The 24,334-nt window shown below is 44.7% G+C and carries 20 protein-coding genes; 14 read left to right on the top strand and 6 right to left on the bottom strand.

Translation table 11 applies throughout. The annotated features are described in order from the left end of the window. Positions 1-99: 99 nt before the first annotated feature. From rnc to QWZ01_RS19575, 3 genes are read right to left on the bottom strand one after another with little or no spacing between them, the layout of a single operon-like run. On the bottom strand, positions 100-825 hold the full coding sequence (gene rnc, locus QWZ01_RS19585; RefSeq protein ID WP_290326271.1) for a ribonuclease III: 726 nt from the start codon (positions 823-825) through the stop codon (positions 100-102). Positions 826-835: 10 nt separating this feature from the next. Then, positions 836-2,089 (bottom strand): beta-ketoacyl-ACP synthase II, encoded by a 1,254-nt coding sequence (fabF, locus tag QWZ01_RS19580; protein WP_290326268.1) that lies wholly within the window; start codon positions 2,087-2,089, stop codon positions 836-838. Positions 2,090-2,108: 19 nt separating this feature from the next. Continuing rightward, on the bottom strand, positions 2,109-2,345 hold the full coding sequence (locus QWZ01_RS19575) for an acyl carrier protein (protein WP_031266521.1): 237 nt from the start codon (positions 2,343-2,345) through the stop codon (positions 2,109-2,111). Between the two features lie 155 nt (positions 2,346-2,500). Here QWZ01_RS19575 and QWZ01_RS19570 point away from each other — a divergent pair, with 155 nt between their 5' ends. The 6 genes from QWZ01_RS19570 to QWZ01_RS19545 all read left to right on the top strand — a co-directional run bounded on the left by QWZ01_RS19570 (position 2,501) and on the right by QWZ01_RS19545 (position 8,847). Continuing rightward, positions 2,501-2,920: an IPExxxVDY family protein gene (locus QWZ01_RS19570; RefSeq protein WP_290326267.1), complete on the top strand. Its 420-nt coding sequence runs from the start codon at positions 2,501-2,503 to the stop codon at positions 2,918-2,920. A 67-nt stretch (positions 2,921-2,987) separates the two neighbouring features. After that, positions 2,988-4,424, top strand: coding sequence for a pyruvate kinase (gene pyk / locus QWZ01_RS19565; RefSeq protein ID WP_290326265.1), 1,437 nt, complete (start codon positions 2,988-2,990; stop codon positions 4,422-4,424). Between the two features lie 306 nt (positions 4,425-4,730). Next, a complete protein-coding gene (gene rpiB / locus QWZ01_RS19560; protein WP_290326262.1) occupies positions 4,731-5,165 on the top strand; it encodes a ribose 5-phosphate isomerase B in 435 nt (144 codons plus the stop codon). A 28-nt stretch (positions 5,166-5,193) separates the two neighbouring features. Continuing rightward, positions 5,194-6,756, top strand: a complete 1,563-nt coding sequence (locus tag QWZ01_RS19555) for a M28 family peptidase (protein WP_290326260.1) — start codon at positions 5,194-5,196, stop codon at positions 6,754-6,756. Between the two features lie 123 nt (positions 6,757-6,879). Then, a complete protein-coding gene (locus QWZ01_RS19550; RefSeq protein ID WP_290326258.1) occupies positions 6,880-8,274 on the top strand; it encodes a LutB/LldF family L-lactate oxidation iron-sulfur protein in 1,395 nt (464 codons plus the stop codon). A gap of 27 nt (positions 8,275-8,301) precedes the next feature. Further along, positions 8,302-8,847: a dihydrofolate reductase family protein gene (locus QWZ01_RS19545; protein ID WP_290326256.1), complete on the top strand. Its 546-nt coding sequence runs from the start codon at positions 8,302-8,304 to the stop codon at positions 8,845-8,847. Between the two features lie 129 nt (positions 8,848-8,976). Here the strand turns inward: QWZ01_RS19545 and QWZ01_RS19540 are convergent, their stop codons facing one another. Beyond that, positions 8,977-10,860 (bottom strand): DUF4153 domain-containing protein, encoded by a 1,884-nt coding sequence (locus QWZ01_RS19540; RefSeq protein WP_290326254.1) that lies wholly within the window; start codon positions 10,858-10,860, stop codon positions 8,977-8,979. Positions 10,861-11,002: 142 nt separating this feature from the next. On the opposite strand from QWZ01_RS19540, the gene QWZ01_RS19535 reads away from it, so the two are divergent. From QWZ01_RS19535 to QWZ01_RS19525, 3 genes are all read left to right on the top strand, one after another. Next, positions 11,003-11,986 carry a pyruvate dehydrogenase complex E1 component subunit beta gene (locus tag QWZ01_RS19535; protein ID WP_290326252.1) on the top strand — a complete coding sequence of 328 codons (984 nt, stop codon included), beginning with the start codon at positions 11,003-11,005 and terminating at the stop codon, positions 11,984-11,986. Positions 11,987-12,024: 38 nt separating this feature from the next. Next, complete coding sequence (locus QWZ01_RS19530) at positions 12,025-12,207, top strand: PhnA domain-containing protein (protein ID WP_290326250.1); 183 nt, start codon at positions 12,025-12,027, stop codon at positions 12,205-12,207. Between the two features lie 96 nt (positions 12,208-12,303). Next, positions 12,304-12,810: a hypothetical protein gene (locus tag QWZ01_RS19525; RefSeq protein WP_290326248.1), complete on the top strand. Its 507-nt coding sequence runs from the start codon at positions 12,304-12,306 to the stop codon at positions 12,808-12,810. Between the two features lie 74 nt (positions 12,811-12,884). On the opposite strand, the gene QWZ01_RS19520 is transcribed toward QWZ01_RS19525, so the two are convergent. Both QWZ01_RS19520 and QWZ01_RS19515 read right to left on the bottom strand, forming a co-directional pair. Next, positions 12,885-13,580: a sulfite oxidase-like oxidoreductase gene (locus QWZ01_RS19520; protein ID WP_290326246.1), complete on the bottom strand. Its 696-nt coding sequence runs from the start codon at positions 13,578-13,580 to the stop codon at positions 12,885-12,887. A 374-nt stretch (positions 13,581-13,954) separates the two neighbouring features. Beyond that, entirely contained in the window at positions 13,955-14,608 is a 654-nt protein-coding gene (locus QWZ01_RS19515) for a metal-dependent transcriptional regulator (protein WP_290326244.1), read from the bottom strand. Positions 14,609-14,731: 123 nt separating this feature from the next. Between QWZ01_RS19515 and QWZ01_RS19510 the strand changes: the two genes are divergently transcribed. The 5 genes from QWZ01_RS19510 (at position 14,732) to QWZ01_RS19490 (ending at position 24,325) form a co-directional block, all read left to right on the top strand. Further along, positions 14,732-17,197 (top strand): TonB-dependent receptor, encoded by a 2,466-nt coding sequence (locus tag QWZ01_RS19510; RefSeq protein ID WP_290326243.1) that lies wholly within the window; start codon positions 14,732-14,734, stop codon positions 17,195-17,197. 439 nt (positions 17,198-17,636) lie between these two features. After that, positions 17,637-20,972, top strand: coding sequence for a vitamin B12-dependent ribonucleotide reductase (locus QWZ01_RS19505; protein WP_290326241.1), 3,336 nt, complete (start codon positions 17,637-17,639; stop codon positions 20,970-20,972). A 684-nt stretch (positions 20,973-21,656) separates the two neighbouring features. Beyond that, positions 21,657-22,394, top strand: coding sequence for a carboxypeptidase-like regulatory domain-containing protein (locus QWZ01_RS19500; protein ID WP_290326239.1), 738 nt, complete (start codon positions 21,657-21,659; stop codon positions 22,392-22,394). Between the two features lie 389 nt (positions 22,395-22,783). After that, entirely contained in the window at positions 22,784-23,572 is a 789-nt protein-coding gene (locus tag QWZ01_RS19495) for a DUF1835 domain-containing protein (RefSeq protein ID WP_290326237.1), read from the top strand. Between the two features lie 3 nt (positions 23,573-23,575). Continuing rightward, entirely contained in the window at positions 23,576-24,325 is a 750-nt protein-coding gene (locus tag QWZ01_RS19490; protein ID WP_290326235.1) for an SDR family NAD(P)-dependent oxidoreductase, read from the top strand. Positions 24,326-24,334: the final 9 nt, after the last annotated feature.

Below are 24,334 nucleotides of genomic sequence, written 5' to 3'. Positions count from 1 at the left end.
TAGTCTTTAGACTACTGAATGCAGTAGTAATGAGCCCGACTACATCACCACAAGCGGGACGCTTGCGGTAGCGTTGAACTTTTAATAAAAGAAATTGTATTAAATGCCCAGTGTTTCGCAGGCTTTTTCGGCTGCAAGTTTTTCGGCATTCTTCTTGCTGAATTCTTTGCCTTCACCCATAACTTCGCCATCAACACTGGCCTGTACGGTGAACAGTTTGTTGCTTTCGCCTTCCTGGTTGGTTACCAGTTCAAATATAATATCCCTGCCGTGGCGCTGGCACCATTCAATCAACTTGCTTTTAAAGTTGGTTTCGGTTTGTTCCAGTTTATGGATATCAATATGTGATTTAATGATGTGGTTGATCAGGAAGTTTTTGGTAAAATCGTACCCTTTATCTAAATAAACGGCACCAATTAAAGCTTCAAATGCATCGCCCAGTAATGATCCCTGCCTGCTTGAGTTAAGCATGCGGCTATCATACTCAATAAGTTTATCAAAACCCAGCTTGCGGCCAAGCGCGTTAAGGTTTACGCGACTTACAATTTTTGAGCGCAGTTCAGTTAAAAAGCCCTCATCTTCATAGGGGTATAGTTTAAACAAAACCTCGGCTACCACACTGCCCAGCACAGCATCGCCTAAAAATTCCAGGCGCTCATTGCTGTTTTTTACCCCTTTTTTAACATTTTGGGCAACAGACTTGTGACGGAAAGCCAGTCGGTATAAAGACAAATTGCCCGGCACAAAGCCGAGCAAGTTCTTTAAAATCTTAACGTACTTTCTATTTGGTGATATGTATAACTTATAAAACTGACTGATCGGCATCAAACCACAATTAATCTTCGTACTTTTTAAATATCACAGAAGCATTATGGCCGCCAAACCCAAATCCGTTGCTTTGAACAATCCTCACATCACGTTTTTGAGCTTTGTTAAAAGTGAAGTTTATTTTCGGATCAAAAGCAGGATCATCGGTAAAGTGATTTATAGTTGGTGGGATAATACCATTTTTTAAGGCCAATATAGACGCAATAGCTTCAACCGCGCCGGCAGCACCTAACAGGTGACCGGTCATTGATTTGGTTGAACTGATATTTATACGGTAAATATCATCGCCAAATACGTCATGTATAGCTTTAATTTCCTGTGGATCACCAATAGGGGTGGATGTTCCGTGAACATTCACATAATCAATATCAGCCGGGGTAAGGTTAGCATCTTGCAGTGCAGAACGCATAACCAGAGCCGCTCCAAGCCCATCAGGGTGTGGTGCAGTCATGTGGTAAGCATCGGCACTCATGCCACCGCCCATCATTTCGGCATAAATTTTAGCGCCGCGGGCCTTTGCATGCTCCAGCTCTTCTAAAATTATGGTACCGGCGCCTTCGCCTGCAACAAAACCATCCCTGTCCAGATCAAACGGACGTGATGCCGTAGCCGGATCATCGTTACGGGTTGATAATGCGTGCATTGCGTTAAAACCACCAATACCTGCTTCATTAATGATTGCTTCAGAACCACCGCTTATAAACATATTAGCTTTACCCAGGCGGATATAGTTAAATGAATCTATAAGTGAATTGTTTGAAGAAGCACAGGCAGAAACGGTTGAGAAATTTGGCCCGCGTAAACCATATTTGATAGAAATATGGCCGGGAGCAATATCAGCTATCATTTTAGGGATAAAGAAAGGGTTAAAACGCGGCGAACCGTCACCTTTGGCAAAGTTTACAACCTCATCCAAAAATGTTTTTAAACCACCTATACCTGATCCCCAGATAACTCCTATACGGCTGGTATCTAATTTTTCAAAGTCTAATCCAGCGTCTTTTACGGCTTCTTCGGTTGAAAACAGCGCGTATTGAACAAAAGGATCTAATTTGCGGGCATCTTTACGCCCCAAAAAACCATCCGCATCAAAGTTCTTTACTTCGCATGCGAATTTCGTCTTGAACTTTTCAGTATCAAAACTTTTGATTAAGGCAGCGCCACTTACCCCATTGATCAAACCGTTCCAGTATTCTGAAACTGTGTTACCAATAGGAGTAAGTGCTCCAAGCCCGGTTACTACAACTCTTTTAAACTCCATTTAATCCAGTTAGGGAGTCTTATTTAACGTTTTTTTCAAGGTAAGCAACAGCCTGGCCTACAGTACCAATAGTTTCAGCCTGATCGTCAGGAATAGCCACGTTAAATTCTTTTTCAAACTCCATGATTAATTCCACGGTGTCTAACGAGTCGGCACCAAGATCATTGGTGAAACTCGCTTCTGGCGTAACTTCACTTTCGTCAACACCCAGTTTTTCTACGATAATAGCTTTTACTCTTGAAGCGATATCAGACATAGTCTTTATAGTTTAATGATTAATAAAAATTCAGTGCAAAGAAAAATAAATTCTGTCAATTATCAAATCTAAAACTTTTACAATATAATTCGTTAACAAAATTTTATTCAAACGGTTTCGATTTGTATTTTTGAATGTCCGTAAAAGTAATGATTTTGAACAGGAAATTTTTAAAGTTTGAGATCGATTTTGATTTTGTGCTTATTGCAGTTACAACCTCGCTGAAAGATTACAGGGTATGTTATCTTATTAATAAGTTTTTAAATTTTAATTTTACTAAATCCAATGATCTGGCCGTTGATATTTATCAGGGGAGCGAGCCGGTTTTATTTTCACTATACCATTATCACTGGGAAACAACCGAAACAGATTTCTATTTTATTGGGAATAAAGGCTCTGAGGGCTATTTAGTGCCCGAAATTAAAAGTGCCGATTATTTTCTGATGATCAGGAATTATATAGATGATGATGATCTGGATAATCTGATTTCTACACTGAATAAGATACCCGAAATTGTGGCGGCCGTAAAGATTGATCCGAAAAAAATAAAATCACGCGAAAATCTGTTATTTTAGCGCCGAATTTAAAAATAGTGTTGGTTTTACACTAATATGAATAATAAACCAAGTTAACCAGAACAATATGAAACTATACTATAATCGTACCAAAATTGTAGCCACCATGGGCCCGGCATCTGCTAAAAAAGATGTTTTATTAGCTATGATAAAAGCCGGTGTTAATGTTTGCCGCCTTAATTTTTCGCACGGAAGACCTGAGGATCATAAAGCTGTGATCGACATCATCCGCGAGATCAATGAAGAATATAAAACCAACGTAGGCATCCTGGCCGATTTACAGGGGCCAAAAATTCGTATCGGTTTGGTAAAAGATGGAGGCATACACCTGGTTAACGGTACGCAAATCAAAATTACCACCCAGGAGTGTATCGGTAATGACGAGCAGATCTACATTACTTATGATACCTTCCCTCAGGATGTTCAAGCCGATGAGATCATCCTGCTTGATGATGGTAAACTACAGTTAAGAGTTATTGAAACCAACAGGAAAGATACTGTAATATGCGAAGTGGTACACGGTGGTATCCTTACCTCACGTAAAGGTGTTAACCTGCCCAATACCAAGGTATCTATCCCAAGCTTAACCGAAGAAGACTTGATTAACCTGCAGTTTGCATTAAAATATGATGTAGAGTGGATCGGTTTATCGTTTGTACGTACAGGTCAGGATATTGTTGAATTAAAACAGATCATAGCCCAGGCTGGTTCGGCTGCACGCGTTATCGCTAAAGTTGAAAAACCTGAAGCAATTGATAATATAGACGAAATTATTGCCGCTACCGACGGTGTGATGGTTGCCCGTGGCGACCTTGGTGTTGAAATGCCTTTGGAAGAAGTGCCATTGCTGCAAAAAATGATTGCCCGCAAATGCCGTGCTGCTTCAAAACCGGTAATTGTTGCTACCCAGATGCTGGAGTCAATGATCACTACACCACGCCCAACACGTGCCGAAGTTAATGACGTTGCCAACTCTGTACTGGATGGTGCCGACGCGGTGATGCTGAGCGGCGAAACATCGGTTGGTGAGTTCCCGGTTATTGTTATTGAAACCATGGCTAAAATTGTGCGTAATGTTGAGGAGTTTGGTTATAGCTTTAATACCAGCAAATCAGATAACACTGATCCGGAATCTGTAAATTACCTGAGCGATGCTGTTTGCGAATCGGCAGTACACTTAGCGCAGCATACCAACGCGGTTGGTATCGTATCCATGACAACATCTGGCTACACCGCTTTCCAAATATCAAGCCACAGGCCTAAGGCAAGCACCTATATATTTACATCAAACAAGCAATTGTTAAATGCATTGAGTTTAGTTTGGGGCGTACGTTCTTACTACTACGATCAGCTGGAAAGTACCGACCAAACCATTGCCGATGTTAACGCTATACTTAAATCTGAAGATTTAATTAAAGCAGGTGATGTAGTAATCAATACTGCTGCCGTTCCTATTATTAAACAAGGTAAAACCAATATGCTTAAAGTAAGCATTATTGAATAACCTTATTGAATATACTTTTAATGGAAAAAGGGTTTCTGCAAAGGAGCCCTTTTTTGTTGCCTTGATGTTTGAATTTGGCTAAAACCGATCTTCAGGATCTTGACCCGTCCCATTTATGGGACGGCAATGAATGGAACTTATTTAGTTACCTGGTGTATATCATTGCCGTTGGCTTTAGCCAACGGAACACGAATAAATCAGTAAGGCTTTAGCCAAAATCCGTCATGATTCTTATGAATACCGCTTATCCCATATCAGGCAAAATATTTACTTTTAGCCTTTAATTATAATTATAGTATAAGGGATATGAAACAAGGGTTAAAGATTGCCATTGGCGCCGACCACGCCGGATTTGATTATAAACAAGCTTTACAGGAGGTGTTACCCGCAGAGGGGCTAAAGGATTTTGGCACATACTCCGATTCATCGGCCGATTATCCCGATTTTGCGCACCCCGTAGCCTCGGCTGTTGAAAGCGGCCAATTTGACCTGGGCATACTGGTTTGCGGCAGCGCCAACGGTGTAGCCATTACTGCCAATAAGCATCAGGGTATCCGCGCGGCCATATGCTGGAACCAGGAACTGGCCCAACTGGCCCGTATGCATAACAATGCTAACATTATATGTATCCCCGCCCGTTTTATTACCATTGATGAAGCGCGGAAAATTGTTGATACCTTTTTAAGTACCGATTTTGAGGGCGGCCGCCACGCAACACGTGTAGGTAAAATTGCCTGCTAACCACTTTTGAACATAACATACATTATAAATGAAAAAAATATCACTATGGGCATTATCAACCGCATTTGCGTTTAATGCCTGTGCACAGCAAAATCAAACTGCTGTAAAGTACGGCGCGCTTATCACTGCCGATGATGCCCGGAAACACCTGAGCATTTTAGCATCCGACGCGTTTGAGGGTCGCGAAACCGGTACCCGCGGTGCCGAAAAGGCCGCAAACTTCATAGCTGCCGAGTTTAAAAAATTAGGTTTACAGGCTCCCGTTAATGGATCGTATTTTTTAGATGTGCCATTAACCCAAAATGCTTTAAAGGTAACCGCATTTACGGTTAACGGTAAAACCTTTGAGTACGGCAAAGATTTCTTTTTAAACGGTGCCTATCCCGATAACACCATCAATACAACTGATATTGTATTTGTAGGCTACGGAACCGAAAGTGAAGTTGGTACTACCGACCTTACCGGCAAAATAGTGCTTTGGATAAATGAGGATAAACCCGAAGGTGATGCAAAACCCAACAACAGTTACCGCTTAACCGCCAACCGCACCAAAACCATCAAGTTTTTGCAAAGCAAAGGGGCGGCAGCTATACTGGCGGCTAACCCGGGTATAGCCGAAGCACTTGGCCGTTTTGGACGGAGCGTGGCAAGTCCGCGGTTAACAGTTAAGGGTGGTGCAGCCAAGCCGGCCAATACCAATGCCCCATTGTTCAACATAACCACCAATTTGGCTAACGAGCTGGTAAAACCTACGGGCAAAACTTTTGATGAACTAAAGGCCGCTTCAGCAACAGCGCTTACACATACAGAAACCGTGAAAAGTGCAGTAACAATTGGTTACGCAACCTCAAAAACTGATGTAAAGGCGGTTGATGTATTAGGCTATATGCCCGGTACCGACCTGAAGGATGAGGTGCTGATATTTTCGGCTCATTATGATCACATCGGCCTAAATCCTGATGCATCTGCAAAAGATAAAGTGAATAACGGTGCCGACGATGATGGCTCGGGCACTACAGGTATACTGGAAATTGCCCGCGCGTTTGCCCAGGCTAAAAAAGATGGGCACGGCCCGCGCCGTAGTATCCTGTTTTTGGGTAATGTGGGCGAGGAAAAGGGCTTGCTGGGTTCCGAGTATTATTCAGAACATCCGGTATTCCCGTTAACCAGTACCATTACCGATCTGAATATTGATATGATCGGTCGTGTAGGTTACGAGTATATCGGCAAGGCAGATTCTGCTAATTATGTGTATGCCATAGGTTCATCTATGCTGAGCAAAGAGTTGCATGATATTGGCGAGCAGGCCAACAACACTTATACCAAACTGCACCTCGACTATAAATATGACGACCCGAATGACCCGAACAGGTTTTACTACCGCAGCGATCATTACAACTTTGCCAAGCACGGCGTGCCTATCATTTTTTACTTTAACGGCGTACATGATGATTATCACCAACCCGGCGATGAGGTTAGCAAGATCAACTTCCCGCTGCTGGCTAAACGCGCGCAGTTGGTATTTTACACCGGTTGGGAATTGGCTAACCGAGATAAACGCCCAGTGGTTGATGGTAAAACATCAGAATAGTTTTAAGTGTTAAGTTGTGAGTTTTGAGTTTAAAAGTGCAATGCAAATAATAAACTCAAAACTCATTACTCAAAACTCACTGCTTAAAACTTATAACTGAAAAAAAATATTAAATTCGCCTGTATGGGAAGCACCGCGGAAGAGTTTTTGGTAGCCTCAGAGGAGAAGGCATTTGATGTTGATCACCGCCGTATCATCAATAACAATATTGATAAGTACAGCACCGCGGTAACGCGTGGCCTTTCCCGTATCATTAACCTTGATAACGCCAAACGCAAGGGGCATGTGATCAAATGGAAGGTGATGGAGAACCTGGACAAGTTTTTGCCGGAGTTTGAGGCCAATTTCCAAAAGCGCGGAGGCAAAGTGATTTGGGCCAATGATGCCGAAGAAGCTAACCGCGAGATCCTGAACATCATTAAAAAGGTAAACGCCAAAACTGTTGTTAAATCAAAATCAATGGTTACGGAGGAGATTCATTTAAATGAGTTCCTGGAAAGTAACAACGTTGAATCGTTAGAAACCGACCTTGGCGAATACATTGTACAGCTGCTTGGCCAAAAGCCGTACCATATAGTTACCCCGGCCATGCACCTCAGCAAAGAGGATATTGCCAAACTTTTTCATGAGCGCTTTGGTACCCCCATTGACGCCACACCCGAGCAGCTTACCCTGAAAGCCCGCGAACTGCTGCGCGAAAAATATTTACAGGCCGATATAGGCATCACCGGGGCCAACTTTTTACTGGCCGATACCGGGAGCATTGCCATTAGTGAAAACGAGGGGAATGCCCGCTTGTGCACCACGTTCCCGAAGGTTCATATTGCTATAGTTGGTATTGAAAAGGTGATCCCTTCTATCACCGATCTCGACCTGTTTTGGCCTATGCTGGCCACTCATGGTACCGGCCAAAACCTGACTGTTTACAACAGCATTTTAAGCGGCCCGCGCCAACCCGGCGAAACCGACGGCCCCGACGAAATGTACGTGATACTGCTTGATAACGGGCGCACCAACCTGCTGGCACAAAAAGAACAGCGGCAGGGTTTGTACTGCATCCGCTGCGGCGCTTGCTTAAATGCCTGCCCGGTTTATAAAAACATTGGGGGCCATACCTATAATACTACTTACAGCGGGCCAATCGGCTCTATTATTACCCCACATGAACGAGGTATGGCCGAATTTAAGCACCTGAGCTACGCATCAAGCTTATGCGGCAGGTGTACCGAAGTGTGCCCGGTTAAAATAGATATCCACAAAATGCTGCTCCTTAACCGCCGCGATGCCGTGAAAGAGCACCTTGTTACCAACAAGGAACGCTGGGGCTGGAACATGTGGACAAAAGCCATGCTTAAACGCAAACTCACCGATTTTTTTGGCTGCAAAATGAAAAACTTTTTGCTCAAAACTTTCTTTAAAAAGTCATGGGGAGATTTGCGGGAGATGCCAAACGTGGCCGAAAAATCATTCACCAAACAGTGGCAGGAAAAAAGCCGTACTACTACTGATCACGAATAAACCTTCCATTCTAACCGGAACCCGAACATGCGTAAAATAATTTTGAACCTGGCCATGAGCCTTGATGGATATATTGAGGGGCCCAATGGCGAGTACGACTGGTGTTTTGCTGATCAGGATTATGGCATGACCGAGTTTTTAGGCAACACCGACGCCATTTTCCTTGGCCGCAAAAGTTATGAAATGCTTATGGCGGCCTATCCGGAAATGTTCGCAGCTTTAAAGATGTACGTTTTTTCAGATACGCTTACCCATGTTGAGGGGAATAACGAAATTATTACCAGGGCTGATTTTAAACAGCGTATAGCCGAGATCAGGCACCAACCCGGCGCCAATATCTGGCTTTACGGCGGGGCCGAACTGGTATCGGCTTTCGTTACACAGAACCAGATCAACGAGTTGATGCTATCCGTGCATCCAACTATTTTAGGAGCCGGTAAACCACTCTTTACAGATATTAAGGAACGCACTGACCTGGTACTACTCAAAAGCGAACAATTCAGCAGCGGCCTGGTACAGCTAACCTATGCCCTGAAACCCAAATTTGATATGAGCATGCTGGATGGCATGTAGACGATCGTCATGCCGAATTTATTTCGGCATCCCACAGGACAAGTTGTGCGTATGGTGTTTAACTCAGCATATGAGATCCCGAAACAAGTTCAGGATGACGAATTGGTTAAAGTGGAGGTAAACTAAATCCTACTTCCGCTTTATTAAATACAAATACCGCACATAGGTAATATCAATGTTCTTGCCTGATGTACCAAAATTCAGATCATCAATAATAAGCTTTACCTCAAAACTTTTGCTCTCGGCTGTAACCGACATCCATTCAACAGGCACATCATAACGGTTATTGTTAGGTTCGTTATTCTTTTCGAGATAGGTATCTAATTTTGTTTGATCTGCTAATAATTTCCGCGCAATTTTTGATGGATCGAACGTGAGTGTTTCGTTGTTTATTTTCAGGATAGCAGCCTTGTTTTTCAGGATAATGTGCTCAACGGTAAGGTCATTAAAATTTTCTTTAGTGGTATCATTTGCCAGGGCGGGATCCATTATAAAGTCATATCCTTTAACATCAAGCACGGTGCCTGATTTATTAATGCGATAATAAACCAGTTTTTCATCCTCCTCGGTATTAATATAACGGGACGAAAACTTACTAAGCCCCAGTTGTTGTTTTACCCAGTCCTGTTTTTCGGTTTGCAGCTCATAACGCCCTAATGTAGTATAACTGCCTTTGCTTTTCAGTTTGCCTAACGAATCTGCAACTACAGATAGATCTCGGTCAAAATATGGTTGCAGGGGTATCAGGTCATAATGTGATACAAAATACTCCAGATTGGCCGCCGCGCGGTTTCCTTCCTTGCTGCCCGGTTTAATACCTTTAACCGCCATTAACTTTCCATTTTTAAAGGCATTATGTTTTTCAAAAAAACGGATAATGATACGCCTTTGCGAATACATACTCACCGAAAACGCGCTTTGCGGCCCGTAGATAGCCAGCAGGGTAATTACACACAGGGAAATGGGGATCAGTTTAATATTCTGTTTTTTAAACAGTAAAAAATATACCGATATAAATAACAGCCAAACGGCAAGCAATATCAGAAAGTACCGGAGCTCAGTTATACCATACTTAAATACCCGTGCGCCAACAGCCACAAACAGCAGGCACAGCAACGGCAACAGTAAAAAGTAAAAGCTGCGGGAATAAGTTTTAAGCCATTTGTTTTCGTCGTGCTCGCGTATGGGGTAAACCAACAGCAGTGATAGTATACCAAATACCGCGTAACCCAATATCAGGTTTGATACCAGGCCTTTGGGCAGGTTCCACTCAACTAATATCTTTATTTCATAGGCCAGTAAAATGATTACGTATACGGTAGATAATGGTATGAGCACATATTGCGTAAATATTTTTAAGCCTTTAGGATAGCTGGTATCCTCATTAAGCGAGGCTGGATCAACAGGTACACCTGCCAAAAAGAAAAGGGTTACAAACATACCCGTTATCCACACCCATAAAATGGCGTAGGTATCCCACTCAAACTTAAAGTTGAATAAAAAGTTGGTAGCACCAATAGCGGCAGCAAGTCCCAGAAACAGCACCGCGCCATATAACACGCTGGTTAAGAAACGCAGAAACAACGTTTTATTGAACTGCCAGAAACCCTGCAACTGCCCGTGCCCGGTAAATGCCGCAAAGGCCACCAGTAGATGAAAAGCCAGGCTCATCAGCAAAAAGCGGATATAATCGGCCTCGCGGTTGGTGGGGTTGATGATAAATATCAGCGATGCCGCGAAAATGGCAGCAATGCATTTGATGATCAGTTTTTTGCTTCGGGGAGTGCCAATGCTTTGGGTATATAATGTGGCCGAAAGGCTAAGCAGCAGGCCCAGGTTTGCTATCATCAGGATGCGTATGCACCAGCCTTCATTAACACGGTTAAGATGTGTTAATTCTACCTGGCCGGTACCGGCAATAGTACCTGCAAGCGCAAACAAAACCTCAAAAGGATAATGCTTTATGGTGGTGGCAGCACCTTGGGCAAGGTTTTTTAACGACAGAAATTTCATTGGCGTAAGGTTTACACACCTAATGTACCCATTTTTGTAAAATATATGTATTAAAACCGTAGGTGTGTGAGCCTAAGGATTGCATTTTACACATTAGTGTTTATATTTGCGGTCGCAAAAAACATCATTTTATATAAATATAATGAGAGAAATACAGTTCAGAGAAGCGCTAAGAGAGGCCATGGTCGAAGAAATGCGCAACGACGATAAAATATACCTGATGGGTGAAGAGGTGGCCGAATATAACGGTGCCTACAAAGTAAGCCAGGGTATGTTAGATGAATTTGGTGCTAAACGCGTTATTGATACGCCCATCTCTGAATTAGGCTTTGCCGGTATAGGCATTGGCTCGGCCATGAATGGACTACGCCCGGTTATCGAGTTCATGACCTTTAACTTTTCGTTAGTGGCCATTGACCAGATCATTAACGGTGCTGCCAAGATCATGTCAATGAGCGGTGGCCAGTTCTCGGTACCAATCGTTTTCCGTGGCCCAACCGGTAACGCGGGTATGTTAAGCTCACAGCACAGCCAGTGTTTTGAAAACTGGTATGCCAACTGCCCTGGTTTAAAGGTGGTTGTTCCATCAAACCCATATGATGCAAAAGGTTTATTAAAATCAGCTATACTTGATCCGGATCCGGTTATTTTCATGGAATCTGAATTAATGTACGGCGATAAAGGTGAAGTGCCTGAAGAAACTTACTACATACCATTGGGTAAAGCAAAGGTTGTTAAAGAAGGTACAGATGTTACTTTAGTTGGCTTTGGCAAGATCATGAAAGTGGTTATCGCTGCCGCTGCCGAACTGGAAAAAGAAGGTATCAACGCCGAAGTGATCGATTTACGTACTGTACGCCCTATTGATTATGCTACAGTTATTGAATCGGTTAAAAAAACAAACCGTTTGGTAATTATTGAAGAAAGCTGGCCTTTAGGTTCAATTGCTACCGAGGTTGCCTTTAAAGTACAAAAAGATGCGTTTGATTACCTTGATGCTCCAATACAGCGCATCATGGGCGGCGACGTTCCATTGCCTTACGCACCAACTTTAATACAGGAATACCTGCCAAACCCTGAAAGGGTTGTTAAAGCGGTTAAAGAAGTAATGTACGTTACTAAATAATAACGCCTTATAACAATATATGAAAAAGCCTGCTCAAAATGAGCAGGCTTTTTTTGTGCTTTGAAATAGGAGTAACCAAGCCTGGGTATAGAATAATTAACCGTAATATCCTGAACAATGGCGATTCGGTAACGCTGATCAAAAGCCTGAAAGTAAAGGTAACGGCTTACCCTGAAACAGGGCAAGAAACTGCCTTCCGTCTTTTATTTTTTGGAGTTTAATACCGCGGTAATAAATATGCCTCAATAAATTTTACCCCGATTTTACTATCCGCATGAGTTGATATTATTTTATTACCTATTTTAGGCTGATAAAATATGATCATGCAATACTTCGGCTTTAAAGCAATAAAACCTTTATTTTTTATGGTATTAGCCTGCATTATTTGCAGCGCCGCCTACGCACAAACCCCTGCCGCTACCGCACCAAAACCGGCTGCTGTCGCGCCTGTTGCCGGTGTAACAGGTTATATTGATAAGTTTTTTAAAACTTATGAAAAAGACGGTACCTCACGTGCTATCATCAATATTTTTAAAACCAACCCCCAGGTTGATTCAACCAGCCTGAGGGGGTTGATAGCCAAAATTGATACTACCCGTGCTTTGGTTGGTATGTATGAGGGTAAAGAGCTTATTGTACAGCGCAAGGCATCAAACAGCCTGGTACTATACAGCTACCTGGTAAAACATCAAAACTCGCCCGTTAGGTTTACCTTTATGTTTTACAAACCAAAAAACGACTGGGTAATATACCGTCTGTATTTTGATGACCAGGTTGATAACGAACTGGAAGAATCGGCCAAAATAAACGGCAAACAACAATAAGGCTGAAAGCGGAAGGCTTAAAGCTCCATGTAGGTGTACTTTAAGCCTTCGGCTTTTTGCTTTGAGCTTTCCGCTTAATCGCTGTATCGGTCGTTGCGCCATGGGTAGGCGGTGTTGGAGTAACCGCGATCTTCCCAGAAGCCTAATTTGTTTTCAGTTAAAAACTCTATCCGCTTTATCCACTTAGAGCCTTTCCAGGCATACAACTGCGGGGTTATCATACGCACCGGCCCGCCATGCTCTTTAGGTAGCGGCTGTCCTTCAAAGGTATGTACCAGCAGCACATCGGGTTTCAGGGCTTCTTCAAGCGATAGGTTGGTAGTGTAGGTATCATAACCATAACACATAACATGGGTGGCATCTTCGTGCGGATGAACCAGGGCCGCCAGGTCAAGCAGACTCACGCCTTTCCAGGGCATATTTAATTTTGACCAGGTGGTAACGCAGTGAAAATCGGAAGTGTCTTTGGTTTGTGGCAGAGCCATGAACTCTTTCCAGGTAAGTTTTACGGGGTTTTCAACAGCGCCGTCAATAGTGAGCCGCCATCTTTCTGTAGGCACATTGGGCTGATAACCCAAGTCAAGCACGGGCCATTTAAAGGTTACCGTTTGGCCAATGGGTATGGAAGGCATGCCATGCCGGTTAGTTTTTCCGGTCCCGCGCGGTATATCATCGGCAACGGATGGAGTGAGCTTCATTTTTTCCTCAAAGCGGGCCTTTAGTTTCATGCGGGCCTCAATAATGCGGTTCAATTTTTCTGATTCTTCCATAGCAGCCGGGGTTTACACTATTAAAGATAAGGAGAAAAAGAGATGTTTGGGAGGATAAATCAACTCACCCGGTCTACGCTACGCTGGACCGCCCTCTCTTCAGCTTCGCTGGAAAGAGGGCAGAGAAAAAAAGTAACAGAAAATCCCTTCTTTCCGCCGCAGGCGAAGAGAGGGGTGACAAGCACAGCGATGTCGGGGTGAGTCGTTTATGAGATACGCATTGCATGTTTCAACATAGCCAGCCATGGCTTTCTCCGCGGGTATTGCTATAAGGTTCAAAGCAGAAGCTCTTTTAAATCTCATTTGGAGAGGATTGGGTGAGACTATTTATTCGTACCTCACAATAACGCGTGATGGGAGCATAACACCAGAAGCTAATCAACCAAAATATTTTCCCCAAACTTTTGCGATACGGTGGTGCTTTCCCTACCGCTGATACTGATCACGAGCGAATTATCGAAAGGTATTTTTTCAAGCAGTTGTATGTTGGTGCCTATACCAATATCAAGCCTTTGCAGGTATTGCAAAAACGGACTGCTGGTATCGCGAACCGCGGCTACCCGGCAAGTATCCCCGGTTTTAAGATCGGTAAGGGTTACGGAATAGGGTTTGGGTACTTTTCCGTTAGCCTTCGGGATCGGGTCGCCGTGAGGGTCATACTCGGGGAACCCCAGGAACTTGTCGAGCCTGTCGGCCAGGGTGGCATCACTGATGTGTTCAAGCTCCTCGGCAATGTCATGTATCTCATCCCAGTGATAGCCAAGCTTCTCCAGCAAAAATACCTCCCAAAGCCTATGCCTGCGAACTATAAGTACAGCATCTTTAAGCCCTTGTGGGGTTAATTCAACGCCTTTCTTTTTATCGTAGGCAATCAGCTGCTTTTCGGTAAGCTTACGTATCATGTCAACCACTGATGCCGGATTGTTGCCCAATGCTTCGGCAATGGCAGTGGGTGTTATCTTAAAACCGTTTTGCTGTGCAAGCCGGTAAATAGACTTTAAATAATTCTCTTCCGATAGGGTGTACATACGCTTTATGATTACACACAAACATAAATAAAAACATCCCATAATTATAAAATTAGTCTTGTCTAATTATTTTAATTTAGTTTGTCAAATTAATTGAATAAGTTTGTGCAAATTAAAATTTATATGCGGATACTGTTTTTACTTTTTATATTACTTACAGGCAAGGTGTTAATGGCGCAAACTGGAGTTATTAAAGGTCGTGTTACCGGAAATAATGAGCCGTTATCATACGCGTCGGTAAATGTTAAAGGCACCGGGCGAGGGGCAAGTACCAACACCAAGGGCTATTTTGAAATTAAAAATATCCCACCGGGTACCTATGGACTTACCATAACCAGTATAGGTTTTGAGGCCGAAACCATCAGCATCACCATCAATACCGATGTGGCAGCTATCCACAATATCAACCTGAAAGAAAAACCATCAAAACTGAATGAGGTGGTAGTTACCGGCGTATCGCGAGCCACCCAGCTGCGCAGTAACCCCGTGCCTATAACCGTAATGGGTAAAAAGGAAATAGAGCAGCATGTGAACAATAATATTATTGATGCCATTATTAAAGGCGTGCCGGGTGTAAGCGCGGTTACCACAGGGCCAAATATTTCCAAACCCTTTATCCGCGGGCTGGGCTATAATCGGGTTTTGACACTGTACGATGGGATACGTCAGGAGGGCCAGCAATGGGGAGATGAACACGGTATCGAGATTGATCAGTACGGCATTGGTCGTGCCGAAGTGGTGAAAGGCCCGGCAAGTTTAACCTATGGTTCCGACGCCCTGGCCGGGGTAATTAACCTGATCCCTTATATTCCTAATGGCGAAGACGGTAAACTGAATGGTGATTTTATAACCGATTATCATACCAACAACGGCATGGCAGGTACATCACTCGGGTTATCATACAAACAAAACAACTGGAAATACGCCTTCCGGGCTACGGCTAAAACCGCGCATGATTACCAGAACAAGGTAGATGGCTTTGTATACAATACCGGTTTTCGCGAGTTTAACCTTTCAGGAATTGCCCGGGTTGATAAAAAATGGGGATACGCACAAATTGGCGCTACGCTGTATGATAACCGGCAGGAAATACCCGATGGCAGTCGCGATTCGCTCACCCGCCAGTTTACCAAACAGATTGCCGAGGCCGGGCAGGATGATATTAAAAACCGTCCCATAGTTTCGCCCGATGAGCTGCGCTCATACCGCATTGCGCCCCTGCACCAGCGTATACAGCATTACCGGGTGTACACTACTAACTCTTTTAAAGCCGGGGAGGGTAGCGTCAGCGCCTCGCTGGGTATTCAGCAAAGTGTCCGGCGGGAATATAACCACCCAACCGTTCCCGAACAGGCAGGTTTGTACGTGGTGCTTAATACTATTAATTACGATGTTCGGTATAACCTGCCTGCCATAGCCGGGGTAGAAACCACGGTGGGGGTTAATGGCATTTACCAAACCAACCGCAGCAAGGCTGCTACCGATTTCCCTATTCCCGACTATAATCTGTTTGATGCCGGTGGATTCATTTTCGCTAAGAAAAGCTTTGGTAAGGTTGATATATCTGGTGGTTTGCGGTATGATAACCGCCACATCAGCTGGAACAACTTTTATGTAGGTACAGATACGCAAACCGGTTTCGGCAGGCAGGCACACCTGCCCGATACTGCCGGCGCAGGTCTCCAATTTCCATCGTTCAGGCACACTTACCAGGGTGTTTCGGGCAGTGTGGGGCTCACCTATAACCTCAGCGACCGCCTCCTGCTCAAGGCCAACATCGCCCGCGGCTACCGTGCACCAAACATTACGGAAATAGGTTCAAACGGCCTTGATCCCGGTGCCCATATTGTTTACCTGGGCAATCGCAGCTTTAACCCGGAATTTAGCCTGCAGCAGGATATTGGCTTTATTGCCTATCTGCCCGATATGGATATTGTGGCCGAAATTTTTAACAACAACATCAACAACTATATATACCAGGCCCGGGTTAACGATGCCGAGGGCAACCCGGTGGTGATAGTACCGGGCAACAGCACCTACCAGTATCAGCAATCAAAGGCACGCCTTTATGGTGCCGAACTTACCCTCAACCTGCACCCGCGAAGCATAAAATGGCTGGCTTTGGATAACAGCGTGGCCTGGGTAACCGGCATCAATAAAAACCCGCAGTTGATTGCACAGTACGGTAATGATGCCAAATACCTGCCCTTTATACCGCCGCTGCATATCCGGTCGGCCTTAAAAGTTAGCTTGCCGGGTAATTATGGGGTATTTACCAAACTCAACACCCGTTTGGAAGCCGATAGCTACGCCGACCAGAACCATTTTTATGCGCTGGACAATACCGAAACTTTTACTAAAGGTTATACCCTGTTCAACGCCGGCTTGGGCTTCACCATTAAACCAGCCAGGGCGAAGACCGCTTTCTACGAGTTTTTTGTACAGGCCGATAATTTATTTGATACCGCTTACCAGGCCAATTTAAACCGGCTTAAATATTTTGAATACTTTAAATCATCGCCCAGCGGGCACACAGGTATCTATAATATGGGCCGTAATTTGAGCTTTAAGGTGATTGTTCATTTTTGATTGGGGTAAATATGCTTGTTATTTCGAGGAGGGACGACGAGAAATTCTATACATTAAGTCTATCCTATGTATAAGATTTCTCCCTGCAGTCGAAATGACAGCGGTCTTATTCCGCACTCCCGCAGTCCGAAGTCAGAAACTTCGGACTGCGTAGTTAAAAAATCCCATAATCCCTAAATCAGTTTAATCGTGGTTCAGACAAATTTCTACACCCTTGCTCCCTACGTTTTTCCTGCATAATATGTTGTGTTTTTAGTTATTAACACATTTAATTTATTAATAATGAGTATTTTATAAATCAATATATGGTGCAGGGGGCTATTAACTGACACATGTGGAAAACTCTGAAATGCAAGGTAATAGTGATACTGATAGTTTTGATTAAAACACCCCTTGTGTTTTTAAACTGTACTTTATCACCTCTTCAAACTATCATGCTATGACTAAAAACACAACCCCAAAAACATCAGCTGCAAAAAGTGGAAAGGGACTTAAAACAACCCGTTATTTCAGTAAAGAAGGCATAAATATATTTGATTTGTTCAGGTACGAGAAGCGATCGTCGGTTATCCGTAACCCATCTGGCGATGCCGTATTTGAAATGAATGATGTAGAAGTGCCGGCAACATGGAGCCAGGTAGCAACCGATATCCTGGCGCAAAAATATTTCCGTAAAGCCGGCGTTCCGCAGCAGGATGGCAGCCGGGATGCAGAAAAAAGTATTAAGCAGGTGGCCCACCGCATGGCCAACTGCTGGCGGAATTGGGGTATGCGTTATGGCTATTTTGCCACCCCAAAAGATGCCGATATATTTTACGACGAAATTGTATACACCATAGTAGGGCAGCTGGCCGCGCCAAACTCGCCGCAGTGGTTCAATACCGGGTTGCATACCTCATACAATATTACCGGCAAGCCGCAGGGGCACTATTTTGTGGACCCCGTTACCGAAGAATTAAGCAAATCAACCTCGGCCTATGAGCGCCCGCAGCCTCATGCCTGTTTCATCCTTTCGGTTGATGACGACCTGGTGAACGAGGGCGGCATCATGGACCTTTGGGTGCGGGAGGCCCGCATCTTTAAATACGGATCGGGTGTGGGTACCAATTTTTCCAAAATACGGGGCGAAACAGAGAAACTGGCAGGCGGCGGCTATTCGTCGGGCCTCATGTCGTTCCTGAAAATTGGCGATAGGGCAGCCGGGGCCATTAAATCTGGCGGTACTACCCGCCGGGCGGCCAAAATGGTTTGCCTTGATCTTGATCACCCCGAAATTGAGGGTTTTGTGAACTGGAAGGTTGAGGAAGAAAAAAAGGTGGCCGCGCTTATCGCCGCGGGATATTCGTCAGATTATGAGGGCGAAGCCTACCGTACGGTATCTGGTCAAAACTCCAACAACTCAGTGCGTATTCCCAACAGCTTTTTCCATGCCCTTAAAGGTGGTTCGCCCTGGGATTTAACCAGCCGTATCACCGGTAAAACCACAAAAACCATCCCCTCACAAAAACTGTGGGATGATATAGCTTTTGCGGCCTGGGCTTGTGCCGATCCGGGTGTACAGTTTGATACTACTATTAATGAGTGGCATACCTGCCCCGAGGGTGGCCGTATCAATGCCTCCAACCCATGTTCGGAGTATATGTTCCTGGATAATACAGCTTGTAACCTGGCATCGGTTAATCTGGCGCATTTCTTTGATCCGCAAACCCGCGTGTTTGATGTAAAGGGCTTTGAGCATACCTGCCGCATGTGGACTATTGTTCTGGAAATATCCGTACTCATGGCGCAGTTCCCATCCAAAGAAGTTGCTCAATTATCATACGATTACCGCACCCTTGGTTTAGGCTATGCCAATTTGGGTTCGGCATTAATGGTGAATGGTATCCCTTATGATAGCGATAAGGCCCGTGCCATTGGCGGTGCTATCACAGCCATCATGACCGGTACGGCCTATGCCACATCGGCCGAGATGGCCCGCGAGCTGGGTACCTTCCGCAAGTACAATGATAACAAGCAGCACATGTTGCGTGTAATGCGCAACCACCGTTATGCTGCCTATAACTCCACCGAAAACTTTGAAAATTTAGAGATAGCTCCCCCGGGTATCAACCCGCAGCACTGCCCGGATTATTTGCTTTCTGCCGCCTGCAATGCCTGGGATAAGGCTGTTGAAATGGGCGAGAAATACGGCTATCGCAATGCGCAAACTACCGTTATTGCCCCAACCGGCACCATTGGTTTGGTGATGGATTGCGATACTACCGGTATTGAGCCTGATTTTGCCTTGGTGAAATTTAAAAAACTATCAGGCGGTGGCTACTTCAAAATCATTAACCAGGCCGTTCCCGAAGCACTGCGCAACCTGGGTTACCGCGAGCATGAGGTTACTGCCATTGTAAATTACGCCAAAGGTGCTGCCAGTTTGAAAGGTGCGCCGCATATTAATACGGATAGCTTAAAGGCCAAAGGTTTTACTGATGATGAACTGGAAAAACTGGATAAAGGACTGGTATCAGCCTTTGAGATCAGCTTTGCGTTCAATATATGGTCGTTAGGTGAGGAGTGTTTGAAACGCCTGGGAATTACGCCTGAACAATATAATGCGCCTGATTTTAACGTACTGCGTGCATTAGGTTTCAGCAAAAAACAAATTGCTGAGGCCAACGAGTACATCTGCGGAACCATGACCATTGAGGGTGCACCTTATTTAAAGGAAGCGCACTACCCTATATTTGATTGCGCCAATAAATGCGGTGCCAAAGGCGAGCGTTATATACATGCTCATGGCCACATTAAAATGATGAGCGCCGCGCAGCCTTTCCTTTCCGGGGCTATATCAAAAACTATTAACCTGCCTAATGAGGCCACCGTTGATGAAATTAAAGATTGCTACGAGCTGTCATGGGCGTTGGGCTTAAAGGCCAACGCGCTTTACCGTGATGGCTGTAAGCTAAGTCAGCCGCTATCAACCAAATCAGACGCGAAGGAAGAAGCCGACGAAAAGCTGGATACCGTAGAAGAAGTACTGGGCGAGGCTGCCAACGTAAGGCTGAGCGACCTCACCCCCGAACAGGTGCTGGAAGCCGCTATGGCCATTATGGAAAAATCGAAAGATACCCACTTCATGCGCCAGCTATCGCGCGTGGTTCAAAAAAAGAGCCTGCCATTTAAGCGCCGTGGCTTTACCCAAAAAGCCAGTATCGACGGGCAAACCGTTTTTGTACGCACCGGCGAATATGAGGATGGTACCCTGGGCGAAATATTTGTGGATATGCACAAGGAGGGCGCAACCTTCCGCTCGCTCATGAACTGCTTTGCCATAGCCGTTTCGGTTGGCTTGCAATATGGCGTTCCTCTGGAAGAGTATGTGGAGAAATTCACCTTTACCCGCTTTGAACCTGCCGGTATGGTAGCCGGGCATGCCAATATCAAAAGCGCCACCAGTATTATTGATTACATATTCCGGATGCTGGGCTACGAATACCAGAACCGTACCGACCTGGTGCACATTATCACCGACAAAAACGGTGTACTGGGGAACCCCCAAATGGGCGACGAAGATTTTAATACCGACGAAAGCAACGTGTACGCGCCCGTCAACAAGCCTGCCGAAACAGATAGCTATGGTACCGGCAAACGTCAGGGTTTATCGTTTGATGTGAGTATGGGCGTACAAAGCGATGCCCCAAGCTGTAACGTATGCGGCCACACCACGGTACGTTCGGGCACCTGCTACAAATGCCTTAACTGTGGCAACTCTATGGGCTGCTCCTGATCTGCAAGTTTTTGTTCAGTTATAAATAGTTTAATGTGTAAGCTCCGCTGCAAAGCGGGGCTTTTTTTGTGGGGGACCTCACCCAACCCTCTCCAAGGGAGAGGGCTTTAAAAAGCCTGCTTAATCTCCATTAAACTTAAAGCCAGGCCTGTGCGATTCCCCTCTCGAGAGGGGTGGAGGGGTGTGTCTTTTATGCGGGAATAACACACACCTGCAGCCGCACTCTCCAGCGCACCCCTCTCAAGAGGGGAGAAAAATAATATAGGTGGGTGTGTCAGGCTGACCCGCTCTTAAGTAAAAAGCCAGGCCCGTGCGATTCCCCTCTCGAGAGGGGCGGAGGGGTGTGTTTTTTACGCGGGAATAACACACCCCTGCCACCGCACTCTCCACCGTCCCCCTTCTCAAGAGGGGAGGAAAAAAGTGGCTGTAGAACAATGATTCGTGAAAGCATCCCATATTGGTGATTACGGTGTAGTGAGTAACCGCGGATTTGTCTGAACCACGATTTATGAGATTTTGGGATTGCCGGGATTATATAAACTTAAGTAAAATCCTTTAATCCGATAAATCTGTTCAATCCTGGTTCAGACAAAATTATGCCAATGCGTTAAAAAACGTTAAACCAATTTTATAAACCACACCCGCAACCTATGTTTGTAATGATCTGAAAGTCAATTCAAACCTATGCGTTACCTGTTGCTCCTGCTTTTTATCGGTACAAGCCTGAATATCATGGCGCAAACCATCAGCGGCATAGTTACTGATGGCCGAACCGGGCAGCGGATCAGCGGGGCGTGGATCACTTCGGCAAAGGCGGCTACCATCAGCGGTTTGCAGGGCGAATTCACGATTAAGGCCTATAATACAAGAGATACTATCCGGGTTCAGATGCAGGGCTACAAACCCTATGTGCTGCCTGTTGATGCATCGGTAAGCAAAAACTTAATAATAACACTGCAGGAAACCGTTATTGAGCTGAACGAGGTGCATGTAACCGGCAAGCGCGACAGGGTAAAAGACTCCCTGAACAACCGCAAAATGTTTGCGAAGGAGTTTAACGCGTCGGCACCCAAATTTAAGGACATTGTAGTGGTGGCTGCGAGCCCGGGCCCCATTCCTGTAGCCGGGGTTACCATTGTGCCTTCGCAACTAATCAGGGCTATAGCCTATAAGCACACCCGGGAGTATAAGTTTAAAAAAATACTGATCAGGGATGAACAGAACCGCTATATCGATAGTCGTTTCGGCGATGACCTTGTAACTGAGCTTACCGGGCTAAAAGAGGATTCGCTCCTGAATTTTATGGACAGGTATCGCCCCGGCATAAATGCGCTCAAAAAAATGACCGATTATGACATCAGGCTTTATATCAAAGCCAGTAGTCAGAAATTCAGGAACGATACACCCACTAAAACCAAATAAGGAAAAACAGAGCGAATTTTCGTATCTTTATGTGGCTAACAGCCCGGCTCTTTTTTGCGAGAAAGCCGGGCTGTTTTGTTAAGCTTTAAAACAGTGGAGATTGGGTGTATTTTTAAAAATATACTCAATATCAGTTGGTTATAACTTTTTAAAGCAAAAAAAGCACGTCAAAACGAGTTAAAACCAGCAATTTTTGGTCGATTTTAGAGTTTTTAGCCAAATTATGGTCGTTTTTTCAATAATTATGAAACCGTTTTTTGATAAAATAAAATTTTAAGAAGTTGGTATTTAAAAGAGATCGGTAAAAAATGTTGATGAAATTTATTTTCACAATTGATATTCATTCAACAATTAAACCCGTTGCTTTGCTGTTGTAATTTTTAAGTCCGATGGAAAACATATTGCATATTTTAAATGGTGATGCCGCCCTGGACGGCTTTAACCAAACCGGTTTAGACGGGGATGTAATGATATGGCGCGAGGTGCTTTCTGAAGGCCCGCTACAGGAAAATATGCTGTCGGGCAGTTTCTGGAACGCCCGCAAAAAATGGATAACCGAAACCTTTAAGGAGGATGCTGACAGCTATCAGCATAAGGTAATAGATGAGCTGGGAAAGCTGAACAGTACCTATACCGAAATAAACCTTTGGTTTGAGTTTGATCTGCATTGCCAGGTGAACCTGCTGGGTGTACTGCAGATGCTGAGCCACAAAACTGATATGTCGGCACCGGCCATTTACCTCATTTGCCTGGCCGATTGCGTACAGTTTGCAAATGCCAAGGGCCTGGGCGAACTCAACGGCGAACAGTTTGAGGAACTATACGATGCCCGCGAACGCCTGAATGAATGGGAGTTTGAACTGGCAGACGAGGCCTGGAAACTATACATCAACGGCGATGCCGCCGAACTGCAAAAATGGATAGATGATAACTCTTTCTGGGGTGGGGTACCTTTACTTAAACCAGCTTTGCAGGCTCACCTGAAACGTCTGCAAACCAATGAGGCCGGCTTAAACTATGTAGAGCAAAAGTTGCTTGATATCTATAACAGCGGCATCAAAACCCGCCCGGCAATATTCGCAGCGTTCTGGGAAACAGAATCCATATTTGGTATGGGCGATTCGGAGGTGGATATTTATCTGGATAAGCTGCAACAAAAGAAACTTATTGAAATATAACTTATGACCAATATCTATATCATAAGCGGTGCCGGAAGCGGCATAGGCAAAGCCATTACTCAGAAACTGGCCCAGGATGGTAATACCTGTATTTTACTGGGGCGTACCAAGGCAAAATTGAAAGAAACCCTGGCGGGTTTACCAGGGAGTGGACATAGCCTGTTGGTTGCCGATATAAAAGATAAGGAGAGCCTTGCCAATGCATATCAGCAATTGGGTGATACTGCCCTGAACGGATTGATAGCCAACTCTGGCATTGGCGGTGAAAACTATTGGGGCAATGAAGATCGCTGGGACGATATTATTGGGACTAACCTTACAGGTACTTATAATTTTGTTAATACCTTTTTGGCCGCGCTGCAAAGATCATCGGGAGAAAAACATATCCTGATCACTTCATCGGTATTGGCACGTTTAGGGGTTGCCAACTATTCGGCCTATTGTGCATCTAAAGCTGGTTTACTGGGTTTAATGCGTTCGTGGGCGGTACAGTTTGCTCCGGAAAATATACTGGTAAATGCCATTTGCCCCGGTTGGGTTGATACGGAAATGTCGCAGGATGGATTGCAGGGTATTGCCGATGGCATAGGCATCAGCAAGCAAGAATTTTACGAAATAGCCATGCAAAGCGTTCCGCTCAGGCGCATGAGCCAACCCGAAGAAATAGCCGGGCTGGTGGCCTACCTGCTAAGCCAACGATCAATAACAGGGCAAACCATTGATATTAACTGCGGTTCGGTAATGAACAGCTAACCAAAGTTC

Origin of the sequence: Mucilaginibacter aquaedulcis, from assembly GCF_030409325.1 — a bacterium.
Lineage (GTDB): Bacteria > Bacteroidota > Bacteroidia > Sphingobacteriales > Sphingobacteriaceae > Mucilaginibacter > Mucilaginibacter aquaedulcis.
Note: the sequence above shows the minus strand (reverse complement) of the source record. Positions and strands in the feature narration are given on the sequence as shown.